The 26,431-nt window shown below is 41.3% G+C and carries 20 protein-coding genes; 13 read left to right on the top strand and 7 right to left on the bottom strand.

The window, feature by feature from the left end; genetic code table 11:
• Nucleotides 1–2: 2 nt before the first annotated feature.
• Both mgtE and rsmA read right to left on the bottom strand, forming a co-directional pair.
• On the bottom strand, nt 3–1,370 hold the full coding sequence (mgtE, locus tag ACK4HU_RS10375; protein ID WP_409806496.1) for a magnesium transporter: 1,368 nt from the start codon (nt 1,368–1,370) through the stop codon (nt 3–5).
• Entirely contained in the window at nt 1,357–2,142 is a 786-nt protein-coding gene (rsmA, locus tag ACK4HU_RS10370) for a 16S rRNA (adenine(1518)-N(6)/adenine(1519)-N(6))-dimethyltransferase RsmA (protein ID WP_409806494.1), read from the bottom strand. Before rsmA ends, mgtE begins: the two co-directional genes overlap by 14 nt.
• A 105-nt stretch (nt 2,143–2,247) precedes the next feature.
• Here rsmA and pdxA point away from each other — a divergent pair, with 105 nt between their 5' ends.
• From pdxA to accC, 7 genes are all read left to right on the top strand, one after another.
• Nucleotides 2,248–3,270 (top strand): 4-hydroxythreonine-4-phosphate dehydrogenase PdxA, encoded by a 1,023-nt coding sequence (gene pdxA / locus ACK4HU_RS10365; protein ID WP_409806491.1) that lies wholly within the window; start codon nt 2,248–2,250, stop codon nt 3,268–3,270.
• A 109-nt stretch (nt 3,271–3,379) separates the two neighbouring features.
• A complete protein-coding gene (locus tag ACK4HU_RS10360) occupies nt 3,380–3,946 on the top strand; it encodes a YceD family protein (protein ID WP_409806488.1) in 567 nt (188 codons plus the stop codon).
• A gap of 18 nt (nt 3,947–3,964) precedes the next feature.
• Nucleotides 3,965–4,156 (top strand): 50S ribosomal protein L32, encoded by a 192-nt coding sequence (gene rpmF / locus ACK4HU_RS10355; RefSeq protein WP_409806486.1) that lies wholly within the window; start codon nt 3,965–3,967, stop codon nt 4,154–4,156.
• A gap of 228 nt (nt 4,157–4,384) precedes the next feature.
• Complete coding sequence (locus ACK4HU_RS10350) at nt 4,385–5,386, top strand: beta-ketoacyl-ACP synthase III (protein WP_409806483.1); 1,002 nt, start codon at nt 4,385–4,387, stop codon at nt 5,384–5,386.
• 25 nt (nt 5,387–5,411) lie between these two features.
• On the top strand, nt 5,412–5,975 hold the full coding sequence (gene efp / locus ACK4HU_RS10345) for an elongation factor P (RefSeq protein ID WP_409806480.1): 564 nt from the start codon (nt 5,412–5,414) through the stop codon (nt 5,973–5,975).
• Between the two features lie 96 nt (nt 5,976–6,071).
• Nucleotides 6,072–6,545 (top strand): acetyl-CoA carboxylase biotin carboxyl carrier protein, encoded by a 474-nt coding sequence (accB, locus tag ACK4HU_RS10340; RefSeq protein WP_409806477.1) that lies wholly within the window; start codon nt 6,072–6,074, stop codon nt 6,543–6,545.
• Nucleotides 6,546–6,570: 25 nt separating this feature from the next.
• On the top strand, nt 6,571–7,920 hold the full coding sequence (gene accC, locus ACK4HU_RS10335; protein WP_409806474.1) for an acetyl-CoA carboxylase biotin carboxylase subunit: 1,350 nt from the start codon (nt 6,571–6,573) through the stop codon (nt 7,918–7,920).
• Here the strand turns inward: accC and ACK4HU_RS10330 are convergent.
• From ACK4HU_RS10330 to ACK4HU_RS10315, 4 genes are all read right to left on the bottom strand, one after another.
• Nucleotides 7,837–8,409 carry a hypothetical protein gene (locus ACK4HU_RS10330; RefSeq protein WP_409806471.1) on the bottom strand — a complete coding sequence of 191 codons (573 nt, stop codon included), beginning with the start codon at nt 8,407–8,409 and terminating at the stop codon, nt 7,837–7,839. The genes accC and ACK4HU_RS10330 overlap by 84 nt on opposite strands.
• 165 nt (nt 8,410–8,574) lie before the next feature.
• Nucleotides 8,575–10,500, bottom strand: coding sequence for a hypothetical protein (locus ACK4HU_RS10325; protein WP_409806468.1), 1,926 nt, complete (start codon nt 10,498–10,500; stop codon nt 8,575–8,577).
• Entirely contained in the window at nt 10,497–11,552 is a 1,056-nt protein-coding gene (locus tag ACK4HU_RS10320) for a DUF4249 domain-containing protein (RefSeq protein ID WP_409806465.1), read from the bottom strand. Before ACK4HU_RS10320 ends, ACK4HU_RS10325 begins: the two co-directional genes overlap by 4 nt.
• A complete protein-coding gene (locus tag ACK4HU_RS10315) occupies nt 11,549–14,170 on the bottom strand; it encodes a TonB-dependent receptor domain-containing protein (RefSeq protein ID WP_409806462.1) in 2,622 nt (873 codons plus the stop codon). The genes ACK4HU_RS10320 and ACK4HU_RS10315 overlap by 4 nt, the downstream gene beginning before the upstream one ends.
• Before the next feature lie 336 nt (nt 14,171–14,506).
• Between ACK4HU_RS10315 and ACK4HU_RS10310 the strand changes: the two genes are divergently transcribed.
• The 6 genes from ACK4HU_RS10310 (at nt 14,507) to ACK4HU_RS10285 (ending at nt 23,731) form a co-directional block, all read left to right on the top strand.
• Nucleotides 14,507–16,816 (top strand): PSD1 and planctomycete cytochrome C domain-containing protein, encoded by a 2,310-nt coding sequence (locus ACK4HU_RS10310; protein WP_409806459.1) that lies wholly within the window; start codon nt 14,507–14,509, stop codon nt 16,814–16,816.
• 1 nt (nt 16,817) lies between these two features.
• The gene (locus ACK4HU_RS10305) at nt 16,818–18,272 is read left to right on the top strand and encodes a DUF1501 domain-containing protein (protein WP_409806456.1); all 1,455 of its coding nucleotides are present in this window, start codon (nt 16,818–16,820) and stop codon (nt 18,270–18,272) included.
• 9 nt (nt 18,273–18,281) lie between these two features.
• Nucleotides 18,282–20,396: a c-type cytochrome domain-containing protein gene (locus ACK4HU_RS10300; protein ID WP_409806453.1), complete on the top strand. Its 2,115-nt coding sequence runs from the start codon at nt 18,282–18,284 to the stop codon at nt 20,394–20,396.
• A 14-nt stretch (nt 20,397–20,410) separates the two neighbouring features.
• A complete protein-coding gene (locus ACK4HU_RS10295; protein ID WP_409806450.1) occupies nt 20,411–21,151 on the top strand; it encodes a sugar isomerase domain-containing protein in 741 nt (246 codons plus the stop codon).
• Nucleotides 21,152–21,489: 338 nt separating this feature from the next.
• A complete protein-coding gene (locus tag ACK4HU_RS10290) occupies nt 21,490–22,701 on the top strand; it encodes a DNA cytosine methyltransferase (protein WP_409806447.1) in 1,212 nt (403 codons plus the stop codon).
• Entirely contained in the window at nt 22,652–23,731 is a 1,080-nt protein-coding gene (locus ACK4HU_RS10285) for a restriction endonuclease (RefSeq protein WP_409806444.1), read from the top strand. The genes ACK4HU_RS10290 and ACK4HU_RS10285 overlap by 50 nt, the downstream gene beginning before the upstream one ends.
• 80 nt (nt 23,732–23,811) lie before the next feature.
• On the opposite strand, the gene ACK4HU_RS10280 is transcribed toward ACK4HU_RS10285, so the two are convergent.
• The gene (locus tag ACK4HU_RS10280) at nt 23,812–26,334 is read right to left on the bottom strand and encodes a family 20 glycosylhydrolase (RefSeq protein ID WP_409806441.1); all 2,523 of its coding nucleotides are present in this window, start codon (nt 26,332–26,334) and stop codon (nt 23,812–23,814) included.
• Nucleotides 26,335–26,431: the final 97 nt, after the last annotated feature.

Genomic DNA, 26,431 nt, shown 5'->3' with positions numbered 1-26,431 from the left:
CCCTACAAATTCAATAAAGACACTGCAATTAAAAAGTAAACTGCCAAGCCAATTAGATCATTCGCAGTTGTGATAAATGGTCCGGACGCCAAAGCGGGATTGATTCCAAAACGATCCAAAACGATTGGGGTCAAAGTACCCATAAATGAGGCCAACAGGACGACTGAAAACAAGGCTATGGAAACAACCATGGCGAATTTGGCTTCATTTTTATAAACCAAAACCACCACCCCAAAAACGAAGGAAGCCAACACCAAACCGTTGATCACGGCTACTAATAATCCTTTTATAAATCGTCTGGATAGACTATCGTCAAAAGCGGATTTGTTAGCCAAAGATTGCACCACAAGCGTAGAGGACTGTATCCCAACATTGCCACCTGTAGCTGTAATCAAGGGAATGAAAAAGGCCAACGCCGTAACCTTACTTAGTCCTTCTTCAAAAAAACCGATGAATCCCGCACCGAAAAGCCCTCCGATTATCCCGATCATCAGCCAAGGTAGGCGAGCTTTAGTCAGTTTAAAAACACTGTCGTTTTCATCAACCTGATCCGAGATACCGGACATGGCCTGGATATCCTCGTCAGCTTCTTCCTGCACGACATCCAGGATATCATCGACGGTGATTCGACCTACCAATTTGTTTTTCGCATTGATGACAGGAACAGATTCCAAGTCATATTTCCGCATCATTGAGGCGACTTCTTCCTGGTCCATGTGAACAGGTACAGCAATCACCTCGTCATCATAAATATCCTCGATTTTAGTATCAGCACCGGCAAGGATAATCTTTTTTAGAGAAACCCTGCCCAAAAGATGTTGTCTATTATCGACTACGTAGATAGAGTAAATCTTTTCGACGTTTTCGGCCTGACGACGAATCTCATTAATGGTCTGAATTACATTCCAGTTTTTGTTTGCTCGGATAAATTCCTTCGCCATGATACCCCCAGCAGTATCTTCTTCATAGCGTAAGAGTTCAAGAACCTGCTCAGATTTAACTTTATCCTGAAAATCGGCGATAACCTCTTCTCTATCCTTTTCCGATAAAAGAATTAAAATATCCGCACCATCATCGGAATCCATCATCTCGATCCAAGTGGCGATCTCGGAATTTTCAAACTCCTTCAATACTCTAAAAAGTGTGACATCGTCCAGCTCGATCAGAATATCAGCTGCATGTTGCTTTTCCAGAAGGCGTAGGACATACACCGACTCCTGCATACTCAGCTCATCCAGAAGCGCGGCAATATCCGCTACGTTGACACCATCTAAGGATTCTCGGATGAAATCTACCTGCTCATTTTCAATCCCCAACCGGAGACTTTCAAGGTATTCTTTTGATAATTCAAATTGCTTAATTGCTTCCACGTCCTTTTTCGATTTGTTGGGTCAAAAACACAAAATCCGCTACACCTAATTGCTCAGCCCGCTTATCCAAAATTGGATTTGTCTTGAATTCTTCTGTTAGCTCAAAAGATTTCAATGCGTTTCTCAGGGTTTTTCTTCTCGTACTAAATCCGCCTTTCACAACTTTAAAAAAAAGCTTTTCATCACAATCCAGTTTCTCCACAGAATTTCTGGTGAGACGAATTACTCCCGAATTGACTTTGGGGGGCGGATTAAAAACAGTTGGTGGCACTGTAAATAAATATTCGATGTCATACCAAGCCTGTAGAAGCACGGACAAAATCCCATAATCCTTATTCCCTTTTGGAGACGCAATCCGCACGGCCACTTCTTTTTGAAGCATGCAAACGACTTCTGTCACTCGATCTTTCTCTTCCAATACTTTAAAGAAAATCTGGGAAGAAATATTGTAAGGAAAATTGCCCGCAATGGAATATTTGTCAGGCAATACTCTAGATGCATCGTATTTCAGATAATCCCCTTCAATGATCCGATCCCCGAATTCAGGATATTTCTCGTGCAAGTAGGCGATACTTTCCCTGTCAATTTCGATTAGGAAAAGCTCTTGCGGGTTTTTCAAAAGAAAATCCGTCAACACCCCCATTCCGGGACCAATCTCCAGGACTTTGTTCACTCCCTGATGACCTTTGACAGCCTGAGCAATTCGCTCAGCAATACTCAAGTCAGTCAAGAAATGCTGTCCAAGATGCTTTTTAGGTTTGACTTTTTCCATCCTCAGGCTGAGATTATTTTTTATAACTTGCGGGCCTAAAAATAAGGGAATATTCCTAAAGGTTCGGGAAATTTGTCCTATCCTACTTATACAGCAGACCAGAATATGAACGCCAGAAAACAAAAACCCATCATAGGAATCAGCATCGGAGATATCAATGGAATCGGAGTGGAAGTGACCCTGAAAGCATTGGCTGACAGTCGGGTGTATAAGTCTTTTACTCCTTTAATTTACGGCCATGGCAAGGTGATCACATTTTATCGAAAGCTGATGAGTTTGGAGGATTTCAATTTTTCTCAAATCCGTTCTTTGGATGAAATTCAACACCGAAAAATCAATGTGATCAACGTGATGGAGGAAGCTCCCGAAGTGATTCCTGGGGTGGAAACGGCAGAGGCTGCTAAAATGGCTTTGGAAGCACTCAAAGCTGCTGTAGATGACCTGAAAGATGGGAAAATCCAAGCATTGGTCACGGCACCATTAAATAAGAATAACCTTAACTCTGAAAACTTCCATTTCATAGGTCACACCGAGTTCATCACCGAAGCTGTCGGGGCAAAAGAAAGTCTAATGATGATGGTAGACGATTCGCTTCGGGTGGCCATGGTCACAGGTCATTTGCCTTTGGCCAAAGTTTCAGAAACAATCACAAAAGACCGAATTCAGAAAAAAGCTAATATTTTTCTAAAAAGCTTGGAGGATGATTTTGGTATAATAAAACCGAAAATCGCCATTCTGGGACTGAACCCACATGCAGGAGAAGATGGGCTTCTTGGCGAAGAAGAAGAAAAAATCATCAAACCGGCAATCAAAGAACTGAAGGACCAAAACAAATACGTTTTTGGACCCTACCCTGCTGATGGATTTTTCGGAATGATGCATCAGCAGAAGTTTGATGGAGTTTTAGCCATGTACCATGATCAGGGATTGATTCCATTTAAGTCTATTGCATTCAGTTCTGGGGTGAATTTTACGGCTGGTTTGCCAGTCGTTAGAACTTCCCCAGACCATGGCACAGCATATAATATTGCCGGAAAAAATATCGCGGACGAAGGTTCTATGCGAGCTGCGTTGCACTTAGCAGCAGATATCATTCAGCTGCATGAAAGTGAGGAAGTTGAGGCTTAGCCTAATTATATTTAGAAAAACAGTGCCTTGCCAAATATAATTTCAAGTTCTGTTTCAGCTATTTTAAAATATTACCTACATTTGCGGTCTTAAATCGGGAGGACAAATCGTGAAATTCTGGAAAACCTTTGATATTGAAGTAATTAAGTTCAAGGAGGGAAGGCACGAAATTGACTTCGAGATTGGAGACGCGTTCTTCCAAAATTTCGAAGACAATGAAATCGTCGAAAAAGGCAATTTGGCCGTAAGGGCCATTTTGGACAAGGGAGCAAATATGATTGAAGTCAATTTCCACATTCATGGGAGTGTTCAATTGACTTGTGATCGCAGCCTGGAAGTATTTGACCATCCGCTAGATTTTCCCGAAAAGATGATCTATAAATATGGATCTGAGGTAAAAGAAATAGATGAAGAAGTCTTCATGATCACCAGAGATACTCCGGTAATCAATGTGGCTCAATTGATCTATGAATTTATTTTGCTCGCACTGCCACTTAAAAAGATTCATCCGGATCACAGAAATGAACTGGATGATGAAGAATTGGAAGTAGAAGGAGGATATGTTTACATCGATGACGAATTGGAATCGGAAGATGAAAATCCAGAATCAAAAGAAGAAAGCAAGCCTGTCGATCCACGATGGGAACAATTAAAGAAACTTAAAAACAAAGAATAATCATAAACCACGCATAAAATGGCACATCCTAAACGAAAAATTTCGAAAACCAGAAGAGATAAAAGAAGAACTCATTATAAATTGGAAGCTCCTGGAATGGCGAAATGCCCTACAACTGGCGAAATGCACCTACCTCACAGAGCTTTCTGGCTTGAAGGTAAATTGTATTACAAAGGTCAAGTAATCATCGAAAAAGAAGTAAAAGCATAAGTTACTTTTGAAAGATATTTGAAATCCATTCCTCAAAAGGGATGGATTTTTTTATGTCTAAAAACTGAAAACACCTGACTTGCAGTAATTTGGACGGGAGAAGTAGGATTGGTTTTGGTGGACAGAGGTCATTATGCTATTTTTGGCTTTTCTCAGTAATTTTCTGAAAAAACTTCAACCCAGCTTGAGGTATTTATTAACGTAAATACCTCTTTCAAACCTATAAGAATGGATAGAATCAGAGCCAAAATCACCGGAATCCAAGGTTATGTTCCTGAATATCGTTTAACAAATACAGAACTTGAAAAGCTCGTAGAAACCAACGATGAGTGGATTACATCTCGTACTGGTATTAAGGAACGAAGAATCCTTAAAGGCGAAAATCAAGGGACGTCCGTAATGGCTGTTGAGGCTGTCAGAGGTCTATTGGAAAAAACCAACACTGACCCGATGGAAATCGAACTGATCATTTGTGCCACTGTAACTCCAGATCTACCATTTCCAGCAACAGCAAATATTATAGCCGATAAAGTTGGGGCTAAAAAAAGCTACAGCTTCGATGTGGCCGCAGCATGTTCGGGTTTTTTATATGCTCTGCAAGTAGGCGCTCAGTTTATACAATCAGGAACTCACAAAAAAGTAATAGTCGTAGGGGCAGATAAAATGTCTGCAATCGTTGACTACGAAGACCGGACTACATGTATTCTATTCGGTGATGGGGCTGGAGCAGTATTGCTTGAGGCTACCACCGAAGAAACCGGGATCATGGATGCGATACTCAAATCTGATGGATCCGGTGAACCCTATCTTCATATGAAAGCCGGCGGAAGCCGCAGACCGGCTACACCGGAAACCCTCGCCGCTAGAGAGCACTTTGCCTACCAAGAAGGAGCTTCTGTTTTCAAATTCGCAGTAACCAATATGGCAGACGTAAGTGCTGAAGTCATGGAAAGAAACGGATTGAAGGGTGAAGATGTAGCTTGGCTTGTTCCTCATCAAGCCAACAAACGAATCATCGATGCTACAGCAAATCGAATGGGAATCGGGTTTGATAAAGTCATGATGAATATTGAACGCTATGGAAATACCACAGCGGCAACCATTCCTCTTTGCCTATGGGAATATGAAAGTCAACTCAAAAAAGGGGATAATCTTATCTTGGCAGCATTTGGCGGTGGTTTTACCTGGGGCTCCATTTATGTAAAATGGGCCTACGATCCAAAGAAATAATATTAAAAATTCTATACTTATAACTATGGCAAGTACTGCAGATTTTAAGAATGGCCTTTGTCTGGAAATGAATAACGACATCTACTCAATTGTCGAATTCCAGCATGTTAAACCAGGAAAAGGAGCAGCTTTCGTCCGAACAAAATTAAAAAGCCTAAGATCTGGTAAGACCTTAGAAAAAACCTTCAACGCGGGTGAAAAAGTAACTACCGCAAGAGTAGAAAAGCGACCATTTCAGTTCCTCTATGCCGATGATATGGGGTATAACTTCATGAATACAGAAACATTCGAGCAATTATCTTTGGAGGAGCGCTTAATCGAAAGGCCAAAACTCCTAAAAGACGGTCAGTATGTTGACATCCTGATTCATGATGAAACGGAAACCCCGCTTTCGGTAGAACTACCCCCTTTCGTGGAATTAATGATTACCTATACCGAACCCGGAATCAAAGGTGACACTGCTACCAATGCACAGAAACCAGCCACTTTGGAGACAGGTGCAACAGTGATGGTGCCTCTCTTTGTAGAGCAGGATATCATGATTCGAGTGGATACCAGAGACGGATCCTATTCCGAGAGAGTAAAATAACTTGTATTTGGCCTTGTGATTTATTTAAATTACAGGGCTTTATTGTTTTTAAACCCATAAAAAATGTCACTCGACATTTTATCTAACTAAAACCCTATGAAAGCTAAAGAGATTCAGGAATTGATCGACTACATTTCCAATTCCGGCCTTGCAGAGGTCAAAATCAAAACTGAGGAATTTGAACTTTCCATCAAGAAGTATGCAGAATCTGCTCAGATTGTACATGCACCTGCTCCGGCACCTGCGCCAATTGCAGCTCCTGCACCAGTAGCAGCTTCAGCACCTGCAGCTGCCCCAACTCCGGCTCCTGCTCCAGCGCCTTCTAATTTAGTCGAAATCAAATCACCTATGATTGGGACCTTTTACCTTACTCCCAACCCAGACTCTGCTCCGTTTGCCACTGAAGGGGCTACTATTAAGGCCGGTCAGACAGTTTGTATCATTGAAGCTATGAAGCTTTTCAATGAAATTGAATCCGAGATTTCTGGCAAAATCGTCAAAATCCTCGTTTCCAACGCTACTCCTGTTGAATACGATCAGCCATTGTTCTTAGTAGATCCGGCCGGTTGATTTTTTCACTAAACCAATATAGACCGTGTTTAAAAAAATACTAATCGCCAACCGTGGTGAAATTGCGCTCCGAATCATCCGCACCTGCAAAGAGATGGGAATCAAAACGGTAGCAGTTTACTCCACCGCAGATAAAGACAGTCTTCACGTTCGCTTTGCCGATGAAGCTGTATGTATTGGGCCGGCACCTAGCCGTGAATCCTACCTAAATATTCCAAGAATCATCGCAGCGGCAGAAATCACCAATGCTGATGCCATTCACCCGGGATATGGCTTTCTCTCTGAGAATGCTGAATTCTCAAGAATTTGTGAAGAATACGGCATCAAATTCATTGGAGCTTCTCCGGATATGATTGCTAAAATGGGGGATAAAGCTACTGCCAAAGCGACCATGAAAGCGGCTGGGGTACCTACTATCCCCGGTTCAGAAGGTCTAATTGACACCATCGAGCAAGGCATGAAACTGGCCAACAAGATGGGTTACCCGATTATCCTCAAAGCCACTGCAGGTGGTGGAGGAAAGGGTATGCGTATCGTCCGAGAAGACAAAGACTTCAAAAAAGCCTGGGATGATGCCAAAATGGAATCCAGTGCATCTTTTGGAAATGATGGGCTTTATCTCGAAAAATACGTTGAGGAGCCTCGTCACATTGAGATCCAGGTCATCGGTGACAAAACAGGTAAAGCATGTCACCTCTCTGAGCGAGATTGTTCTATTCAGCGGAGACATCAGAAATTGGTAGAGGAAACCCCTTCCCCATTCATCACAGATGAACTTCGTGAAGCAATGGGCAAAGCCGCTATCAAAGGAGCGGAGGCAATTGGCTACGAAGGAGCGGGTACCATCGAATTCTTGGTAGACAAGGACCGCAACTTCTACTTCATGGAGATGAACACCAGAATTCAGGTGGAGCATCCAATTACTGAAGAAGTCACTGACTTTGACCTGATCAAGGAACAAATCAAAGTTGCCGCCGGTGAAACGATCTCAGGCAGAAACTACTACCCAAAACTCTTCGCAATGGAGTGCCGAATCAATGCGGAGGACGTAGCCCACAACTTCAGACCTAGTCCGGGAAAAATCCAGAATCTTCACATCCCTGGAGGACGTGGAGTCAGGATTGACTCCCATGTGTATGCTGGGTATGTGATCCCACCGAATTATGATTCAATGATTGCCAAGCTTATCGTGAGCGGTCAATCCAGAGAAGAAGTGATCGTGAGAATGAAGCGAGCCCTAGAGGAATTCGTAATTGATGGCATCAAAACTACCATTCCTTTTCACATTGCCTTACTGGAAGATGAGGAGTTCAAAGCCGGAAACTTCACCACGAAGTTTTTGGAAACCTTTGATTTCTCTAAAGTCAGATATTGATTTTCGGTAATTGTATTTAGCAAAAAGCCACTCGAAAGGGTGGCTTTTCTCTTTCCAACCAAATCCTCCACCATTTGACCAGCTAATTGCAACAATTGCAATTGAAATTCCCAACCCTCCCAAGGCTACAAGTGGGGCAGTAGCGGCAGCACTCACCCTTCTTACGTACAAAGTTTCAATTTCATCAATGGGAATTTCCTTAATTTCCTCAACCAGGATTTTGCTTTTATTCACCTTTTGAATACTCCCTCTAATATTTACTCCGTTTACATTCGAATAGGTCATATTATACCTAAATCCTGAAATAGTGAACAGTATAATTTCATCGCCAGGAACCAACTTATTTAAAGCGCTTTTATCAAATGGTCCTTCCTTAATCTCTTCAGAAGTCCTAGGCTTTAGGTTTTCAACATTTCTATAAGCCTTACAAGAACATAGAAAAAGCGATAAGATTAAAAGTCCAAATAGAGTAAATCTTTTATTTTTCATGGCGGCTTTTTTTCTCAATTTACCCCGACTCGAAATCAAATCTTAAAAAATCAATCAGAATAATTGGCAAAAATCGATTATCCTACACTTTTATTTTGCAAATAATGCGAATTTCAAAGGTTGATACTTGATTTAAAGATTTTCTAAACCCCTAGAATTTCAATGTTAAGGATCAATTACTACCCGCTTCTGAATTCTTTCAAAACCGGAGTTTCCAAAAACCCAAGCTTCTACCAACCAGCTACCGGCCGTATCGAATTTGAGATTGCCTGATTTGCTCCTTCCACGATAAAAGGTCAAACCTGAATCCAAAAATTGCAGTGCATTGGCACTGATCTTTTGGGTGCTCTTCCCGGAATAATCCGGTCGGCGGGGCACACTGACATCCGCTAAAAAATATCGATCCTTTCCAAGATTGTTTTTCAGAAAATATTCATTGTTTTTGGTGTACACCACAATCAAACCATCACCCGATGCTTCTCCAAGGTTAGTCTTCTCTAGAGTGGAACGATGATAATAGAGCTCTATCCGATCTACAGAAACCATGTCAAGCTTCCAAAATTCCTCCAGAGAAATCGGTCGGTAAAAGTCTACTAGAATCAAAGGCTTCTTGTTGAATTTTACGTTTTGATTGTCGGTGTTTGCTACAAAAATCTCTTTGACATCCTGTGTTTTAGATTTTCTGAACCGAACCTGTGGAACAATCTCTTTCATGAATACTTCCAAATTTGGGAACTCGAAATAATCTTGGATGTAATAAACCTTGTCCGCCTGAAAAGGAGACTGTAGCGCCACTACTTCTTCAGCAATCTCAAAATGCTCCCTATAGATCTTTCTATTGATAAAAGGATCTAAGAGTTGATCCGAAATTGAAAAAGAAAATCCAGTTGGGTTTACAGAGCTTTTGAATCGACTAGAGATATCCGTAGACCAAATCTTGTAATCGAACATGGGACTGTAGTCTTTCAGCATCAATGGATTTTCTACAGCACGGCTCAGCGAGGTTACCAAATTTGGATTATTAAATTCTGAGGTTAGATTCTTCCAATTGGGATGATTCAAAATGTCGACAAAGTCAGAAATCGAGGTTTCCCCTTCCTCCTTTGCCATTACAATTCCATCCTGGTATTGAGACAGAAAACCCACCAAATCCAAGGTCATTGCCTCTCCTGTTTTGCCGCGGGAATTTACAACCATCTGACCAGAGGTCTTGGTAGGAAGTTGAACCTGATAGCTCCAGACTAGCTGATTTGATTCGTTAACAATCGAAATATCAAAGGAACTCAGGTTCTGATAAAATGCTTTGTTGAGTTGAGATTTTGCTTGGTTTAAAGCAATATCTTCAATCACCATCCAATTCGAGTGCGTGATGATTTTAAGCTTTTCAGCCCCAGAATTAGCGACAGAGTTCAAGGTAAAACCGGAAGGTTCCCAATGCCATTTTTGTGGTTCAATCTCAAAAGTGGAATTCCTGAAGACGATTTTATATCCTTCCTCGGGTTTAACCCTTGAAAGTGTTTTTTTCAACGGAAAAACTGCCTCCAGAATTTCAATGGTTTTCCCATCCTTATCCTGAATCTCCACAACCTCCTTCTGATCCGAAGTATGGAAAATACTGATTGGTGCATTTTCAAACGGAATTTGCTCCCAGAACAAGGCCGGTTCTCCCTGAGCTTTTGGCGCATTGGGATTCGCCACCAGAAATTCCTTTTTAGCAATTGGAAAATCGTCAAAATTGGCCATCCACATGGTATATACGACTATTGAGAATACACCCGTCTTAGAATTTTCGGGAATAAAAAAATCGCCATATACCATGTCTTGGCCAGTCAAAAGCATTTTTTCCTGATGGATTGGATTTCCTGCTCCATCCAAAACAGCGATGTAGGCAAGTTTGCTGTAGCGGAAGCTTTCATGATTTTTCAAAAGCTTGGCTGCAAACCAAACACGGTCACCCGTCAAGTAAAAATCCTGGTCAGTGATTAATACAAAGTTTTCCAATTCTAAATCTGCAGCCCTCTGCTTCTGACCAAAGGAAACGCTTTGGAAAAAGGCACTCAGAATAAAAAGAAAGATTAAGGTGCGCTTCATGGTCTAAATGCTGGAGGAACAATCGGAGATGCATTAATATAAAATTCGGTGCAAATGCCATTGACAAATGGAAGAGCGTCTATGGTATGGTTGAGGCTCAATGACTCACTTCGGATTTGAACACGATAAAGGAGCTTCTCGAATGTGCTTTCCTGAAAAAGAAAAAATCCTCCCAAAACCTGCTGATTTTCAGCTCCTCGTTTTTTTATATTTCCCTTGATTCGAAAAGGCGCCGGATCAAAAATACTTCCTGAATTTCGCTGTTGCTGATCCACCTGTTTGAGGTAATCATAGCTTGACTTATTCACTACTTTAATCTTTGTGCTTACAAAGAATCTACCCAAAGAACTGAGTGGTATTTCACCCAATGACAGGCCAAAACTCCTCCCCTGAAAAGGTTGATTAGAAGTCAAATTAATTCCTGCAAAAATATTCGGAACCCTTTCATAGCAGGTGCAAGCACAGTTATCCACGTTTGCGTCAGTGTAAAGCTCGGTGATCCCTGAGGATTCTATCAGGTAACCTAATTCTCCAAGACCGGGGTCGGAAATTTCAGCCTGAACATCAGCAAAGGTTTTGACTTGAAAAAATTGGGTCTGACCGACAGTAGTCATCACCTGCTTTTGAAAAGCCTGCGCATTAATATCTTCGATTTCTACAAGTGGGGGCATGCTTTCCCAAGTGCTTTCAAACACTTCTCCCTCCAGCGTCTCAATAAGCAATCTATAGCTCCTACCGGGAATTGGGGTGAAACTAGTCTGGGGCCGAAATATATTTCCTCCCACTTGTCTAAATGGTATATTCCCCCCTTCTCTCTCCTCCAATAGAACTGACCTGACAGGAACTGACAAGTAGGAAGGATTGAGAACTCCCGACACATAAGGGGCCGTCCGGTAAATCTTCACATAGGTCTCTAAAGAATTATTCCCTATCCAAGCATCAATTACCACTGCCTGATTTGATTGCTCAAGAGAAAGATTGATCTCATCCACACAGGAAAATGTCCCGAGAATCAACGCAAATGCGAACAAATTTTGAATAAACTTCCTCATCGGATCGAAAAATTATAAGTCACAGAAGGGATTACAGTACCTATCACAGCTAAGCGATAGGATTTGGGAATTCCGAGTTCAGGTGTCGGCTGGAAGAACCAGGAGAACGCATTCCTTCTTGCATACACATTGTAGAAAGACAGGCTGACAGAGCTTTTGTAATTGCTATTTTTCTTCTGGTAGAAATAGTAAGTCATCCCAAGGTCCAATCGATGATAGTCAGGAATTCGAGCCTGATTTCGTTCCTGATAGTCGATGACAATATTGCCTCCAATATCATAAATTCCGCTTGGAAGCGTAATTGGTCGGCCAGTCCGATAGTTGAATGTTGCATTGAATGAAATGCGTCTAACTGGCTGCCAAGCGGCAACCATGGATAAATCATGCGGCTGATCCCAATTAGCAGGAAAGTATTCGCCCTGATTTACTTCTTGTCCAAATTCTGATTCTACTTTTCTGAGTGTTTTGCTGAACGTGTAAGAAATCCAACCATTGAGTTTGCCGGAATTTTTCCTGATTAGAAATTCCGAACCATATGCATATCCTGAACCCATCACCAAATCTGTTTCCAAAGCTGGATTCAAAAACAATTGAGCGCCGTCCAAGTATTCAACGATGCTGGGCATATTCTTGTAGTACACTTCGAGAGAAGTTTCAATCTTATTCTGATTGATATTTTTGTATAGCCCCAGCGCATATTGCCAAGCTTTTTGAGGCTCGATGTAGGAATCACTGAGTTTCCAAAGATCAACAGGAGCCGAGGCAAAATTATTAGTCAACAAATGAAGGTATTGTATACTTCTGTTGACTGAAGCTTTGACCGAAAAATCATCTGTTATGGCATACCTCACTGTTATTCTCGGCTCAAATCCCCCGTAGGACTTGATCAATTCTCCAGGGCTGTAAGAAATGGTATCCTGAATGGTACCGGTTTGCCTCGATGCTCCAGGCTGATATTGGTAAACATCCTTTTCTCCAAGGGCGAAAAAGTGAGAATAGCGCATCCCAATTTGCCCTTGAAGTTTGTCACTGATTTTCCAAGGCAATTGGAAATAGGCTGCACTTTCTATCCCACGTTCATCTTGTATGGAAACGGGTTCAACAAAGGATTCATTTGAATTGGATTTTAAATCCCCCATTCCCATTTGATAGGAATTGGCCTGAAAGCCGAACTGTAATCCCCTTAATCTATCTCCGGACCACTCAAACTGCTGCTGGAAACCAAGAAAATCAATGGATGACTGCAACTGAAAATTGAGTGGATCAGCTTCGCCGATTACTGAATACCGATATCCGGAGTAAGTCAGATTCGTTTCACTTCCTAGGTTTTCTCCCCAATACGACTTCCACTTTAAACTGGCGAGATTGGTCTGCCAAGTGTAAGCTGTATCGGTACCAAATTTGAAATAATCCGAACTCGAATATCCACTGATGATCAGACTATTTCGGTCATTAATCCTGTGATCAATTCTGAGATTTCCGTCTAGAAAATTGGTAGCACTTTCGTTAATACTTGGATTGGGTACGCGTTGCAGAATCCAAGTTGGATATGCCGCACGAATTGTTGCCATCAGCTGGGTTTTATCGCTTATCGGACCATTTGCGCCTAATCTACTGGACAAAAATCCCACACCTCCATTTAGATACCAGTCTTGCGTGTCTCCTGCTTTGGTGTTGATATCCAAAACTGAGCTCAGCCTTCCTCCAAACTGGGCAGGAATATCTCCTTTGTAAAGTGTAGCATCATTGACCGCATCCTGATTGAAGATGCTAAAGAACCCAAACATGTGCGAGGGATTAAAGACGGGTGCTCCATCCATCAAAATCAGATTTTGATCCACTCCACCACCTCTGACATTAAAGCCGGAAGCACCCTCTCCCACGGTAGATACGCCAGGCAGCAAGAGCATACTCTTCACCACATCTACTTCCCCAAGAAGTGGTGGGAGGAGTTTCATCTGCTCCATAGGAATTCTGGTCGCACCGGGCAGTGTACTCATCACATTGGCATCGATCGCTCGGTCAGTCACCGTGACCAAGTCCAATTCACTGATCGTCTCAAAAAGCGTGACATCAAGGTCCTGATCCCGATACACTTTGATGATTTTTTGCTCGGTTTGCTTGCCCATCGAACTGAAATATCCAATGTAAGTTCCCTCTGGAACTTGTGCGGAAAACTCTCCTTTTTCATTGGTTAAGAAAGCGAGTTCAAGTTGAGGAATTGAGAAAACCGCACCTGCAATGAATGTTTTCATTTCATTGTCCCGGATTTTCCCTTTTACTTCAAAAACCGACTTTTCAATAACACCAACATTCTTTTCATCTTTCGCTATATAGCTTTCCCGAAGGTATTTGGGATAGATAACCACATACTTTTGCTGGAAAATGAAAAAGCTATAATCTGATCCTTCGGTTAAGATAATCGGCAAGTTTTTCAATTCACTTTTAGAAATGGGATTAAGCCCTGAAATGTCTTTGTCAAGAATCAATATCCGTTGACCTGATAACTGGAAATATGTTTCCATTTGTCGTGCAAGCTCACTTTCATTTGTTTTGACCTGAGCTTCGGCCGTGAAAATGAAAACAAAGCACGCCAAAAACGTGAGAAAAAACTTCATGCAATAGTTGGTTGTCTTCTTAGAAAGCCCGAAACTGTCTAAAGTATTTTTTTTTGAATGATGAAATTGGAGTATCGGTAATTAAACACTTCAAATGGCATTTTGAATTAACTCCATTTAGGCTTTAAGCAAATCGAAAATCCTCTGGGTTAAAACAGAATTTCTACCCCAAACGCTACAAGAATTCAAAATGAATTTCCTACACAACTAAATCCATGTATGATTTCGATCATTGAGATATTTTTAATCTTAACCGTTGAAATTTTCATTTTAGCAATCTATCCTGCCTTTTTTAAATTTTTTCAGTAACTTTTTAATTCCTAAATAATTGCCCAAATGCCTGTCCAAAAACTTCTTTCTCCAATTCTGTTTCTTCTAATTTTATGTGGGATATGGAGTTGCGGAAAAAATCAAGAGATGGAACTTGATTTGACGGACTCCGATCAAATCAGCTATAATTTCCACATCCGACCCATCCTCTCCGACAAATGTTTTGCATGCCATGGTCCCGATGCCAACAAGCGTGAAGCAGATTTAAGACTTGACACTGAAGACGGTGCTTTTGCAGGGCTAAAGGAAAGTCCGGGGAAATTTGCTCTGGTCTCGGGTGATCTCCAAAAATCAGAAGTTTATCACCGTATCAATTCCACCGATTCCGGTGAAATGATGCCTCCACCTGAATCCAATCTATCCTTGAACCCTGAGGAAATCGAACTGATCAAACGCTGGATAGAGCAAGGTGCTAAATACGAACCGCATTGGGCTTTTTTGAAAATAGAAAAACCTATAGTTCCAAAGGTCGATTGGGGAACCAATGAAATCGACGCATTCACCTATCGGAAAATGCGCTCCAAAAAGCTGAAGCCGAATCCTGAAGCCAAGCCTCATGAGTTAATCAAGCGGGCAAGTTTGGATTTGACAGGCCTCCCTCCTTCACCGTCGATTTTGGATAAATACTCAGGTTTTTCAGGTGAGAATACTTACGAAAAGCTCTTGGATGAACTTTTGGCGCAGCCAGCCTTTGGCGAAAAGCTAGCGATACTTTGGTTGGACATTTCGCGCTATGCAGACAGCTACGGCTACCAAGATGATGAAGTCCGATCTCAATGGCCCTATCGGGATTGGGTGATTCATGCATTCAATAATAATCTGTCCTATGATCAATTCCTGACATGGCAGCTTGCAGGCGATTTACTTCCCAATGCTACCAAGGAGCAGATTTTGGCTACTGCTTTCAACAGAAATCACAAGTACACCGAAGAAGGCGGAATCATCGAAGAAGAATACCGCATTGAATATGTTTTGGACAAAACGAACACCTTCAGCAAAGGGATTTTGGGTATCACCATGGAATGTGCCCAATGCCATGATCACAAATACGATCCGTTTTCCCAGAAAGAATACTTTGAGCTTTTTGCTTTTTTCAACAACTCAAAGGAAAAGGGATTTGAAGGAGACATCAGCAGAACCAAACCTGCAAAAAATCCGATTCTCTGGATCGAACGAGATGATCTCGATGGAATAATGAGTTTCATAAACCATCCTGATACCACCAAACTCATGGTTTCAGTGATGGGCGAAAATGATGAAAAACGAACTACCTACATTCTGGACCGCGGAGTTTATGATGCTCCCACTATTCCAGTCGAAGTCTCTACTCCTTCATCAATCTTGGAATTCCCAAATGACATAGAGCAAAACCGCCTCGGTTTAGCTAAATGGGCTACAAACCGTAATAATCCACTTACCTCTCGAGTTTTTGTCAATCTGATTTGGCAGGAAATCTTCGGAAAAGGAATCGTCAAATCTGCAGGAGATTTCGGGATGCAGGGAGATTTACCCACTCATCCTGAATTGCTTAATTGGTTGGCTGCAGACTTTATGGAAAATGGCTGGGATATCAAGCGTCTGCTCAAACAGATCATGACTTCGGCAACTTATCGTCAGTCTGCTGTGGTTTCAAAAGATCACTTAACCAAAGATCCTGAAAACATATACTTGGCCCGAGCACCAAGAATGAGACTTCCTGCCGAAAATATACAGGATCTTGTTTTGGCGAGTAGCGGACTATTGCAGACTTCCATCGGTGGACCAAGTGTAAAACCTTACCAGCCTTCCGGACTTTGGGAAGCTGCCACCTCCGGTAGAGGAACCTTGGCAACTTACATTCAGGATTCGGGAGATAAGCTTTACCGCAGGGGAATCTATAATTTCATCAAACTTACAGTCCCACCTCCCAAGGCAATCATATTCGATTCAAGCAATCGGGATCGATGTGAAATAGGTCGAAACCGGACCAATACTCCACTTCAAGCATTAGTAATGATGAATGACCCAATGGTATTGGAAGCTTCCCGAGTTTTGGCAATTAAGCTTTCTGAAAATCAACCTGATGATGAACTTGCCATTCGGGAAGCTTTTAAACGTATTGTCTGTAGGGAGATGAAATCCAAGGAAAAAGACCTGCTTTTGGGATATTACAAAAGTCAATTGAAAGAATTTGAGGATAATCCTGAATATGCTATAAGCACATTGGATGTGGGAGAATATCCGATGAATGAAAAAGCAATAACCCCAAGGAATGCAGCCCTCATGCAGGTGATTGTGAGTCTGTATAACCTGGAAGAAACTATAACCAAAAGCTGAGATGGAAAAGGAAATTTTTGAGCAGGGGCTGAATCACAACAGAAGGAAGTTTCTTTCGAGGCTAAGTCTGGGAATCGGAAGTGTCGCTTTGGGTTCGCTTTTGATACCCGATTTATTTTCAGGAAAACAAGAGGCGGAAGATGGCTTGATGCGTGCCTTGCCGCACTTTGCTCCAAAGGCGAAGCGCATTATCTATTTGTTCCAAAACGGCGCTCCTTCCCAATTGGAGACCTTTGATTACAAACCGCTTTTGACCAAAAACTTTGGACAGGAACTTCCTGAGTCCATTCGTGCGGGACAACGTTTGACCGGAATGACAGCCGGGCAAAGTTCTTTTCCGCTTGTGGGTTCTTACTTCGGTTTCAACCAATATGGACAAAGCCGAGCCTGGATTTCCTCGCTTTTCCCACACATTTCCAGGGTAGTAGATGATCTCTTGATCGTCAAATCCATGCATACCGAAGCGATCAATCACGATCCGGCCTTGACTTTTTTCCAAACAGGAGCTCAAGTAGGTAACCGTCCAAGTATGGGTTCCTGGTTGAGCTATGGATTGGGAAGTGAAAATGCCAATCTTCCTGCATTTTGTGTTTTGCTGAGTAGAGGTAAAGGCAATGGTCAGGGCGTTTATTCCAAACTTTGGAGTAATGGTTTCCTGGACGCCACCCATCAGGGCGTTCAATTTTCTAATTCAGAAGATCCTGTCCTCTACCTCAAAGATCCTGAAGGAATGAGCCGAGCTCAACGCAGGAAAATGATCGATCAGATCGCCGCATTGAATGAAATGAACTATCAGGAATTCAATGATCCTCAGATTACTGCTAAGGTACAGCAATATGAAATGGCGTACAGAATGCAAACCGCCGTTCCTGAGATTACCGACACTTCCAAAGAACCTGACAGTGTCATCAAACTCTATGGACCGGATTGCTTGGTTCCGGGAACTTACGCGGCAAACTGCCTTTTGGCGAGAAAACTTTCAGAAAACGGCGTTCGATTCGTTCAGCTTTACCATCAGGGATGGGATGCGCATGACAATCTCCCCAATCAAATGATCGGTCAGGCAAAAGACGTAGATCAAGCCACAGCTGGTTTGATTACCGACTTAAAACAGCGAGGACTTTTGGACGAAACTTTGATAATCTGGGGAGGTGAATTCGGCAGGACTAACTATTGCCAAGGTAAGATTCAACCTGAAAATTATGGCCGAGATCATCATCCAAGGGCTTTTTCCATTTTTATGGCTGGTGGAGGAGTGAAATCAGGAATGGTCTATGGAGAGACAGATGACTTTGGATACAACATCACCGAAAATCCGGTACACGTGCATGACTTCCAAGCCACGGTGATGCATCTGATGGGAATTGACCATGAAAAACTCATCTACAAACATCTCGGCAGAAGATATCGCCTCACTGATGTCCATGGCAGAGTAGTAAAAGACCTGATCGCTTAATTTCCCTTTATGCCCAAAGTATCCCGGATCAATTCGATTCTCGAAAGTCTTCTCTTTTTCTGGTTAGGACTGGCATTCATCCTGAGTATAGCAGGAGATTCATTACAAATCCCAGCTGCACTTCAAGTATTGGGAAGGACCCATCCACTCCTACTCCACTTCCCGATTGTGTTGCTTTTGATGGCAGTGATATTGCTTTGGCTTCAAGACGAAAGATTGAAAAAGGCTGGTGCTCAAATCCTGCTACTCGGAGCAAATTTGACGGGGATTACCGTTGTGGCCGGGTTGATTTTGGCAAGTGAAGACTATGAAGGCGATGCATTAGGTTGGCATCAATGGCTGGGTGTTGGCTCCCTTTTTCTTGCGGTATTGATTTATTTTTTCAGAGAAAAGTCTACTGTTTTTCTACGGGCTACCTCAGCAACTTTAGCTGTTTCAATTATTCTAACCGGTCATTTTGGAGCAAATCTGACTCATGGTGAAGACTTTCTCCTTGCTCCGCTTCGATCAAATGAATTGGAACTGGTTGCGTTGGAAAACGCTGAGGTCTTTCAACATTTGGTGCAGCCCATCCTAGAAGCCAAATGCATCGCCTGTCACAAGGAAGGCAAAATCAAAGGCGAACTTCGGATGGATCAATTGGCAGGATTGCAAAAAGGTGGAAAAAACGGGCCACTTGTAATTCCGGGAGACATGGAAAAATCGCTCCTAATTCAACGAATCAATCTACCAAAAGATGAAAAGGAGCACATGCCTCCAAAAAATAAGGCCCAGCTGACAGACGAGGAAATTGAAATTTTGGAGGCTTGGGTTGCAGCAGGAGCTTCTTTTGATCAAAAGGTGACTGAGTTGAAATCCCAGGAAGTGCTATTTCAGCTGGCCTCCAATAAATTTTCCAATCAGAAAGTCTACACGTTTGATCCGGCTTCAGAATCAGAGATTAAGAAACTAAACAACTACTTCCGAAAAGTGAATCCAGTATACCCGGGTTCTCCAGCTTTGGAAGTGGCTTATTATGGCATTTCAACTTTTGATCCTGCTTCACTCAAGGATCTGAAAAAAGTAAAAGAACAGGTTGTTAAGCTAAACCTGAACCGCATGCCCCTCGCTGAAGTCGATTTGGGTTTTCTTAAGGATTTTTCCAATCTGGAAGAATTGCAACTAAACTTCACAGGAGTTTCTTCAACCCAACTTTCCAGCTTGGAAAAACTAGAAAACCTACAGAATTTGGCCCTTTCAGGAAATCAGTTTAGCGGGCAAGTTGTGAAAGATCTCAGCAAACTTCAGCAAATCAGAAAGCTATTTCTCTGGAATTCCGGTTTAAGCGATTTGGAAAAAGAAGAATTAAAAAAGGCAATCCCCAATGCTCGAATCGGCTTTGGGTTTGATGGTAAAGGAGTGATCTATGCACTCAATTCACCAAAGATAGAATTTGACAAAGTGCTTTTTCAGGACTCTATCGAATTGGTCATTTCTCACCCTATCAGAACTGCAGAAATCCGATATACCTTGGATGGTTCAGAACCTGACAGTATTCAAAGTCCGGTTTATTCCAATCCAATTTGGCTAAAAAAGACCACTCAAATCCGTACCAAAGCATTTGCAGCAGAGTGGAATGGAAGTCCGACGGTCTCGACACTTCTTTTCAAAGAGGGAATTAAACCTCAATCCTATAAGCTTGCCTACGAACCCCACACTCGCTATTCAGCCAAGGGAGCCTCAACTTTGTTTGATGGAATAAAAGGCAAAACGAACCACGGTTCTGGCGATTGGCTTGGATTTACAGATACCCCATTAGAAATCGAGATATTTTTGGAGAAAGACTCCAAACCTAAAACGATGGATTTGAGCATCTTGATCAATGAAGGGGCTTACATCTTTCCTCCGGAAACTGTGGAAATCTGGACGGGAGATCAATCTGGATGGCAAAAAATACCTGAAACTCCGACACAAAGCTCTTCGAAACTTGAGGAAAAAAGATTTGGCGTTTTGTCTTATTCCCTTCCTGAACCAAGTTTTGAAAAGCTTAAAATCAGACTCAAACCTATTTCCAAACTTCCTGCTTGGCATCCCGGCGCAGGTGCAAAAGGATGGGTTTTCGTGGATGAGATTATTTTGAATTAAGAATTGGCCCAATCATGAGCATTGCACCCTACAAACTATATCAACAAGTGGTTTTTGAAAAACTCCAGCTTGCCTTTCAACAAGAACGAGAAATTGGTCTCGCTGCTGGATGGATTGCGACTGCCTTGGAAAATAAAGGTTGGATCTACACCAGTGGCACAGGTCATTCCCACATGCTTTCGGAGGAGATTTTTTATCGAGCTGGAGGATTTGCTCGAGTCATACCAATTCTGGATCCTGACTTGATGCTGCATAAAGACGCTTCAGGAAGTACAGAAGTGGAGCGCCGGGAAGGCTATGCAGATAAACTTTTAAAGGAATATAAAATGACTGAAACCGATGTTTTCATCATTGCTTCAAATTCCGGCAGAAATTCAGTTAGCATCGAAATGGCTCAATTGGCACAAAAGTCGGGAGCAAAAGTCATAGCATTGACTAATTTACGTCATAGCAAATCAGTGGATTCCAGACATTCATCCGGCCTGAAATTGTACCAAGTCAGTGATGTTTTCTTGGACACTTATGGCGAAATTGGTGATGCTTCCATTAGTCTACCTGGTTTAAAATCCAAAATGGGAGCGACTTCTACCGTCGTTGGCACAGCATTGCTTCATACCATTTTGATTCAATCCGCTACAATTTTGCTGGAAAAAGGAATTCAACCGGAGATTTTCAATAGTTCCAACTCAGATGACGGTGAAGCTTACAATGATTCTTTAATCGAGAAATATAAAAGACAGGTTAAGATTCTTTAATCTAGGGAAACGTTTTTTTTAATTCCTATTGCTGATTTTTTGGGCAATACCTTTCATTCGAAAATCATACCTATTGAAAATCAAAATCAGTAAACTATGGCATGAACCCTCTTTTGAAAAGCCAATGTTACCGATAGTGATCCTCTTAGGGCTTAGCTTAATCTCGTCATATTAGCACTGTCCAAAATCGTTTAAAAAAATGCCCTCTTGTGATTTTCGTTTATTGGGTCGGTTTGTGTGGCTTGCAATATTGAATATTTTATCCAAGGTAAATTGTTCATTAATATTGGCAACAAACAGAAAATGAGTCGGGATTTAAAAGGTTTAAATTATTACCTTTGAATGAAACGATGGAAAAAAAAATTGGCATATTCTCATTTTTTGCGGGTGCAGGTTTCCTTGACTTGGGTTTTGAAAAAACTGGTCACTTTGAAACCCTATTTATGAATGAATATCATAAAGCGTTTGCCGATATATATGTTGCATCAAGAAAGAATTTAGGAATAGCACCACCTGTTTTTGGTTATCAAGTAGCTGATATTACAGAAAACTTGATTAATCTAAATTCAATCTGGTTGGCAGATAATTTAAAAGAAGCAAAAAAAAGTCACGATATCGTTGGATTTATTGGTGGCCCACCTTGCCCAGATTTTTCTGTTGCTGGAAAAAATAGAGGTCAGTCTGGTGAAAACGGAAAATTATCGGGCACATTCATAGAGTTGATCTGTAGAAATAAGCCCGATTTTTTTTTATTCGAAAATGTCAAAGGCCTTTACAGGACAACTAAACACAGAGAATTTTTTGAGGCCATGAAATTGAAGTTGATCAATTCGGGTTATTATCTTACCGAAAAGCTAATCAACGCAATTGAGTTTGGCGCACCCCAAGATAGAGATAGAATCATTTTGATTGGATTTCAAAAAAATTCTTTAGGTGATTTTGGTTTTAAATTAAATGGCACACCATTAATAAAAAACTTTAATTGGGAAAAGAATACTTTGTTCAAAGCCGATGAAGTTTTTAAATTGAATTGGCCAGCGTTAGAGAAGTTCGAAGAAGATTCTTTAAAGCCTATACCGTCCAATATTCCTATAGAATTAACAGTTGAACATTGGTTTAAAAAGAACGATGTCGAACAACACCCAAATAGAAATCATTTTTTCACTCCAAGGGCAGGCCTCGCAAAATTTAAAGTAATTGATGAGGGTGATGATTTAAAAAAATCTTACAAACGTTTACATCGGTGGCGTTACTCACCAACTGCCGCTTATGGAAATAATGAAGTTCATTTACACCCATATAAGGCTAGAAGAATTTCTGCTGCAGAAGCGCTGGCAATACAGTCTTTACCCAAAGAGTTTGTAATACCTGATAATATTACACTTACGGATATGTTTAAGACAATTGGAAATGGAGTTCCATATTTGGCAGCAAAAGGTCTAGCCGAAATTATTTTTGATTTCATCTACAACAATCCAATAAAAGATTTGAAAACATCACATGCGGAAATTAACAGCAAGCAATATTGTAGAATTCATCAATCAGCTTGATAAAAATTCCACCTATAACTATTTAAACCCAAGAAATAAAGGTGTAATTAAAGTTGAAGAGGTGGAATTTCCAGAAGGCCCGGTTAGAATTAAAAGGTGGGATCCATCCAAAGGTGAAATTTCTGAGAGAAAAAAAGTTGAACCAATTTCAACCGAATTGATTTGGAGAATCGCAAATGCGTTTACGGTCAATCAACCAATAAATTTTGATAGAGTTTTAGGAGGAAGTTACAATACGCGAAGTGTGTTAGAAGCTTTGCTTGCTCACACTCCACAATTCCAATTTTGTTACCCCGGTCGAATTGAAACTACGGGTGGTAATCCAGTAATAAAAAGAGGTCATAAACACTTAATGTGGACACCAGATGAGCCACACAAAAATGGAATTATTAAAGAAACGAAAACTGAAATTGTTATCTCTGAAATTCCAAATCTTGAAGTATTTTACGATGCACTGGTTTTGCCATCTGAAATCAAATCCAATAACATTGATATTAATGTACAAAGGCGACATGCACAAATTCAAATTGCTCTGTACCATATCGGATTACAATTAGGTTTTAGAACTTGGGTTGCACAAAACGATAAAGGTATTTTATACCAAAATAAAAAGTTAGGCGAGTTTGAGGGAATAATAGTATCATTAAAAGATGAAAAATTGATGTCTGCTTATGATGACGCAATTCGAGCGGCACTGTTGATTGATTGCATTTGGTTTAAAAATGGAAAATTAATTCCCGCTGTAATGGAAGTCGAACACTCAACTGGAGTTATAAGCGGATTGTCAAGAATGAAAAACTTTAAAGACAAGTTTCCTCCATTTCCTACAAGATATGTAATTGTTGCTCCAGATGAGGATAGAGATAAAGTAATAAGGGAAGCTAACAAGCCACAATTTAAGGATTTGAACACTCGGTTTTTCCCCTATTCTGCAGAAGAGGAATTGTACGCCCTCTGTCAGAAAAGAAATCTTAAGGGTGTTACGGAAGAGTTTTTAGATTGTTATATGGAACCTATATTGGAGAATTAATTACCAAATATTTAAGACTAGCACCATTGCCGAGTGATGTGAAAATTTAATTCTTTGTTTTTGCAAAGTTTAAATTAAGTTCAATTAGCCGTAACTACCAGGCCTCCGTTTCCCTTTTGGCTAAAAACCTGAAACCGTTCCCCTCCTTTTTGTGGAATAGGATCATTGTAAATTGGAGAAGTCGCAACTGGATCAGTACCATCCTGAGTATAGCGAATGATCAATCCAGGTGTCTGAACATTGGCGTGAATCATCCCATTTTTGACGATTACACCAGGTTTTGGGATTCGATGATTGAATCCACCAAGAATTGTTTCCAATCGGGGAATTTCTCGCTGCCCGATTAGATTGGCGAAGACATTCCATTCCTCCGATCTTTTCTTCTTCATTTCGACTTCAGTTTTGCTTTCAGACCAGAGTGGGTCTCCTACCCAAGCACGCTCCACGTAGCCCAGCATCTTTGGAAAAAGATAATATTCCAGCATCTCGGGGCTTTTTACAGTTTCTGTCCACAGTTGCCCGGAAACTCCGATGATATTCTTCTTCCCCTCGGGAGTAAGCTTGGTGAAGTTTTTTTGGGCCTCAGTCCAGTTCCACTCATTGCCTTCGATCGTCTGATCGTGAGAAAGGTAGAGCTTGCCGGGTACAGTTTTCCATGACTGATACATATCCGTCACTCCGCTCCAAGTATGTCCTCGCTCCTCAGGATCCCAGTCGTATGCTAGGTCAAAATAGAAATTGGCGCTGGAACAGATCACCACAGGATAACCTGCATTCGCCAACTGATAGGCCATATCTTCACCTCCCCAACCAGCGACGGCATTCCAGGCATAAAGCCTCCAATTATGATCCGAAAACTTTGTATTCGGAACCACTATGTTTCCTTCATAAGTTTGTCCGATTTCCTCCCAACCTCCCATTTCCAAACCATTCTTTTTTAATATCTCAGCGGCTCGACTTCTGAAGTAATCATTTAGATCTTCCAATTTAATGTCTGGATTTTCTGCCACAAATTCCTTGCAAATTGGAGATTCCGTCCAGACTCCACTTGGCACTTCATCCCCTCCAGTATGCCAATTTTTCAATTCAACCCCAGCTTCTTGATACATGGCTTTGACCTCAGTGACCAACTTTTCATAAAAAGCATAAGTCGATTCCTGACAGACACAGATTGTATTTCCTCGGAAGTTTTGAGCGGAAAGGTATCGGCTTTGATCTTTTGGATCTGCGAGTCGGTATTGAAGCGCTTCAGTGGTTTTGCCTGCTTTTAGCAACTTTTCGAATCGTTTTTCCATAGCCAAAATGGCTGCTCGGGAATGAGCCGGAACACCCAATTCCGGGATTACTTCAATATTTCGAGCCTTTGCGTGAGTCAGGATTTCCTGAAAGTCCGCCAAAGTGTAGAATCCGGTTCCCCTTTTACTGATTTTTGAATCTGCACCTGAAGCATAATACGGCCAGAGAAATTCCGATTCATCTTCAGAAAATCCTCGCTTTGATCCAAAATCAGTCAATTCTGGTAAACCTGGTATTTCCAATCTCCAGCCTTCATCATTGGCTAGATTGAAATGGAAGACATTGAGTTTGTAAATGGACATCAAATCCAGCAGTTTTAGAATCTGCGATTTAGGCTGGAAATTGCGTGCTACATCCAAGAAAAATCCCCGATATCCATAGGCTGGCTCATCCTTGATTTCTACTTGGGGAAGGATAATTTCATTGCTCTGATTTGTAGAAAAGGTTGGAGGCATCATTGCCAAAAAGGATTGAACACCATAAAAAGCCCCTTTTGGAGTTGAAGCGGAAATCACCACTTTTCTTCCTGAGATTGAAATTCCATACCCTTCTTCGGCTAATTCCGGGGATTTGACAATTCTGATGTTAATCGGCGCTTCTGCCTTATTTACCTCGGGCTTATACCCGTCTTTGATTGCCAAAAGAAGATGTTTGGAAGCATCTATGAATTCCGGTATTCCAACAACTGCTAGTCCGGCATTTCTAATTTTTAGTGTTTCGCCTGTGTATTTCCAAGATTTTGGACTTGGCAAATAAGGCGGTATTTTATTTTCTGGAATGATGGATAATCCTTCATTTTGCTGAAAAATGTAGGCTGGTGTCGGAATAGGCAAAGGGGTTTGTGATGCCATTTTTGCCAGTTGATCCACACTTATGTTCTGGACGTGGTAATCTTCAATTTCGAAATGAGTCCCGTCTGCCCTTAGTAAAATCAAACCTCCCGGAGCATAAGAATTTTTCAGAAAAGGACCTTTGGATCGATATTCAATGCTGATTTCTCCAGAGATAGGAATTGTTGGTGTTTTCCCTTTTCCCTCCACGACAAAAAAGTCTCCCTGTAGATGTTTGATACTGAAATTAGGGTCTTGTACATCTGGATAGATGGATAAAAATGGTGTATTAAAATAAAGTTTCCATCCAGACTGAATTGGTGTCGAAGAATTATTTTTCAAAACAAGCCTAGCGACATGGTGTGGGGAGTCAGTAAATTTATTTTCTAACAACTGCCAAGATACAGATACTTGTCCTGTGGATATGGAATCTGTACAACTAAAGAGTATTAGGGAAATTAAGAAAATCCTCATCATGAGACAGAAAACTTAGGGCTGGGTTGGAATTTATATAGATTCAAAATAAAGGCGATTAAGTCGTAAATAGCACTTTTTACAGAAATTTTGATCTTTT

The sequence above is a fragment of the Algoriphagus sp. genome (assembly GCF_046296635.1).
In the GTDB taxonomy this organism is placed as follows: domain Bacteria; phylum Bacteroidota; class Bacteroidia; order Cytophagales; family Cyclobacteriaceae; genus Algoriphagus.
The sequence above is the reverse complement of the archived record's forward strand: the minus strand, read 5'-3'. Positions and strand labels throughout refer to the sequence as shown.